6 protein-coding genes are annotated in these 3574 nt (G+C 67.7%); 2 read left to right on the plus strand and 4 right to left on the minus strand.

The window, feature by feature from the left end; translation table 11 throughout:
- A partial coding sequence (locus VMD50_RS06210; RefSeq protein ID WP_325425902.1) for a DUF6192 family protein occupies positions 1-404 on the plus strand: 404 nt, incomplete at its 5' end.
- Between the two features lie 111 nt (positions 405-515).
- Here VMD50_RS06210 and VMD50_RS06215 read toward each other — a convergent pair.
- A complete protein-coding gene (locus VMD50_RS06215) occupies positions 516-887 on the minus strand; it encodes a DUF6788 family protein (RefSeq protein ID WP_325425904.1) in 372 nt (123 codons plus the stop codon).
- A 27-nt stretch (positions 888-914) separates the two neighbouring features.
- Between VMD50_RS06215 and VMD50_RS06220 the strand changes: the two genes are divergently transcribed.
- A complete protein-coding gene (locus VMD50_RS06220) occupies positions 915-2642 on the plus strand; it encodes an IS1634 family transposase (RefSeq protein ID WP_325425906.1) in 1728 nt (575 codons plus the stop codon).
- A gap of 46 nt (positions 2643-2688) precedes the next feature.
- Here VMD50_RS06220 and VMD50_RS06225 read toward each other — a convergent pair whose 3' ends face one another.
- The 3 genes from VMD50_RS06225 to VMD50_RS06235 form a co-directional block, all read right to left on the minus strand.
- Entirely contained in the window at positions 2689-2838 is a 150-nt protein-coding gene (locus tag VMD50_RS06225; RefSeq protein WP_325425908.1) for a hypothetical protein, read from the minus strand.
- Positions 2835-3224 carry a hypothetical protein gene (locus tag VMD50_RS06230; protein ID WP_325425910.1) on the minus strand — a complete coding sequence of 130 codons (390 nt, stop codon included), beginning with the start codon at positions 3222-3224 and terminating at the stop codon, positions 2835-2837. Before VMD50_RS06230 ends, VMD50_RS06225 begins: the two co-directional genes overlap by 4 nt.
- Positions 3221-3574: hypothetical protein (locus VMD50_RS06235; RefSeq protein ID WP_325425912.1), on the minus strand; the 354-nt coding region annotated here is incomplete at its 5' end. The genes VMD50_RS06230 and VMD50_RS06235, both read right to left, overlap by 4 nt.

Consider the following 3574-nt stretch of genomic DNA (forward strand, 5'->3'; position numbering starts at 1 on the left):
AAGACGACATTGTCGCGGTCTCGGTGGCCCGCGATTTGCTCAAGCGCCCCAGCGTCGGCTTCGAGGCGATGGCCGATCAGTCCGCGCGCCACGCGGTCAACAGCGCCCAATTCGACCGTTCGCGGCAGGTGGTGGTGTTCGCGCGCCAACGCATGCCGGCCATCCGCCACAAAGAGCACAGCATCGAATACCTGGACCTGATCGGCGCGTGCGCGCAATTCGTGGCCACCGTCAGCCGGACCCTTCCGCATCTGCGTGGCCACGAATTCAGCGACGACGAAAAACATGCGGTATTGCGAAACGTCGAGCGCGTTCGCAGCACCGCCGACTGGATCGCCCACGCGATCCAAACCGGTGACGTCAGCCTCGACGAGGCCCTTGCGGAATTGCTAAAGAGCCGCTGAACCATGCCGCGCCGCATCGCCGGCAACGTCAAGGCCGAGCGGGTCCGGTTGGCACTGCTCGAAGCCCGCCCCGGTGGTCAGGACTGACTTTCCGCACTTCTCGGACGCGTTTTAGCTCCCCCATCCTTCGGCGTGTTTTACGGCTTGGACGGTGAGGGCTTCGAGTTCGGTGACGAGGTTGCGGAGCCGGGCGGCGTTGTCGAGCCAGCGCTGGTAACGCGAGCGTTGTTCGGGGGTCAGCAGTTTGGTGACGGTCTTGCCGTCGATGGTGCGCGTCCACTGGATGTAGGGGCCGTGCAGCTGGGGCGGGTCGTTCTTGCAGCGGCAGCGTGGTTTGCCGCAGCGCATCCGGCGTTCGACGACGCTGCCGGGCAGCGCCCAGTCGATGCTGGCCAGTCCTGCTGTGACGCGCCGTTGCGCCTCGGCCAGCGGTGGATCGATGCCGATCGTTTCCGGTGCGTCGGCGTGTCGGTGTCCGTCCATCGTCCTTCAGCGTATACGTTGAAGGACATGGTGGCAAGAAAGGCGGCCACGCCACGCCGAGGTCCGGCCGGGCCGTTCGAGCTGGTGACCTGGCGGCTGGGTGCGCTGCCGGTGGTCGACTGGTTCTGTGATCGGCTCGGGTTGGCCGGGCTGCTGGAGACGTACCTGCCGCACGACGACGCGCGGCTGAAGCTGGCGCCGGCCACCGCGATCGGGGTCCTGGTGCGCAACCTGGCGCTGGCCCGCGAGCCGGTGTACGGGTTGGGCAGGTGGGCCGAGCCGTTCGACCCGGGCCCGCTGGGGCTGGCCGAGGGCGAGACGGGGCTGCTCAACGACGACCGGGTGGGGCGGATGCTGGCGCGGTTGTTCGACGCCGACCGGGCGTCGCTGTTGACCCGGCTGGTGCTGGACGCGGTGGCCCGGTTCGGGATCGACTGCTCGCAACTGCACAACGACTCCACCAGCGTCACCGTGACCGGCCGTTACCCAGGCGCGGACGGGCGCACCCGGGGCGGCAAACAGACGGCGGCGATCACGTTCGGGCACAACAAGGATCACCGCCCGGACCTCAAGCAGCTGGTGTGGATCCTGACCGTGTCCGCCGACGGGGCGGTGCCGATCGCGCATCGCGTGGTCGACGGCAACACCAGCGACGACACCACCCACGTCGACACCTGGGATCACCTGGTCGCGATGCTGGGCCGCGCGGATTTCCTCTACGTCGCCGACTGCAAGCTGGCCACCCGCGGCACCATGGACCACATCCACCGCCGCGGTGGCCGGTTCGTGTCTGTGCTGCCCGCATCCCGCAAGGAAGACAACACGTTTCGGAACTGGATCGTCGACCACGAGCCGAACTGGGTCGAGGCGGCGCGACGGCCCGGTTCCCGCCTGGGCGATCCCGACGACGTGTGGCACACCTGCGAGGCGCCCTGGCCGTCCGCGGAGGGCTACCGCGTGGTGTGGGTACGTTCCTCGGCCAAGACCGGCTACGACGCGACTGCGCGCGAGGACCGCATCGCCCGCGGCGTCGCCGCGCTCGACGAGCTCAACCAGCGGCTGGCCTCATCGAAGACCCGGATCAAGACCGCCGCCGCGGCCGAGCAGGCCGCCGCCGCGGCGCTGGAGCGGACCGGCGCGGCCCGCTGGATCGACGTCACCGTCGAACACCGCGTCGCAGAACGGTTCTGGCAGGACAAACGCGGCCGCCCCGGCCCCGACACCCGCTACCGCAAGACCAGCCGCACCCACCACCGCATCGCGTTCACCATCGACGAACCCCGCGTCGCCCGCGACGCCGCCTCTGACGGCTGCTACCCGCTGATCACCAACGACCGCCAGATGAGCGGCGCCGAACTGCTCGCCGCCTACAAATACCAGCCCAACCTGGAGAAACGCCACGCCCACCTGAAGGGCACCCAGCTCGTCGCGCCGGTGTTCCTGCACGACCCGGCTCGCATCGAAGCCCTACTGTGCTGCCACTTCATCGCCATGCTGATCCACGCGCTCATCGAACGCCAGATCCGGCAGGCGATGAAAACCAAAGGCATCAAACACCTCTCGCTCTACCCCGAAGACCGCGGCTGCGCTGCACCCACCGCCGCCCGCGTCCTCGACATCTTCGGCGGACTCGCCCGCCACTCCCTGCTCGACCACCACGGCCGCCTCGTACAGACCTTCACGCCCCAACTCAACGAACTACAAACCCTCGTACTGGACCTGCTCGACATCCCGCACAGCATCTACACCGGCTGACCCCGCCGACAGGGGCGTCCAAAGCAGGATCGAGAAGTGCGGAAAGTCAGTAGTAACCGGCAGCGTGGCCGAGTGTGTAACCCAGAACGGTCGAACGCTCCAGGTCGTCCGTCGCCGCAGCGAGTTGATCCTGAAACGCTTGGTATGCCGTCTCGTCGGGGTCAGGCTGGGGCCTGCGCTTGCTCTTGCTACTCATGCCGCGTCCTCTGGATCGGCGATCAGCGCGAACACCCGTGGGCGGACGTACGCGCCGTTGTCCCCGATGCGCTGCGCCCGACGCAGGTAGCGGACGCGCCGCTCGGGCCAGTCGGGGTTGGTGATGTCGGGCTCGCGGTACGGGTGCCACTGCGTCGTCGCGTAGCAGCCCGGGTACTCGGCCAGCTTGCGCTCCACCTCGTTTAGTGGGCCGTCGTTGGCGGAGTACGACACGGTGATCTCGTAGTGGTGCGCGCACCATGCCGCGCATCGCTTGTGATCGTCGTCGAACGCGAGGGCATGAACGCCGGGGTTGCCCAGGCGCCACAGCCGACCCCTCACCTCGTCGGCGAACTCCTTGGGATACGGCAGCTTGTAGACGGTCATCGGCGGGCCATGATCTGCTCGATGTACGAGTCGATGAGGTGGTCGCTGTTGTTGATCAGCGCGGTGATCAACGCGACGGCGAGCTGGCCCGCTTGAGGCCTGCCCAGCGCGAAGTACTCAAGGTCGGTGTCGTCGAAGTCGAGCGGCGGCACGAACGATGCGTCGCCGTCGACGGCGAACGGCGGGACGCGCTTGGCGATGACGTAGTTCATGTCGGGGACGCTCAACAGCGCCACCCAGTCGCCGAAGCCGGTGCCGCCGTCGTCGAGCTGATCGATCCAGAGAACCGTCGCCGGGTCCTGCTCCTGGCCGTCGTCGATCACACGGATTTCGGTCATGGTGTTGTTCTC

Source organism: Mycobacterium sp., from assembly GCF_035506235.1.
Classification (GTDB): Bacteria; Actinomycetota; Actinomycetes; order Mycobacteriales; family Mycobacteriaceae; genus Mycobacterium.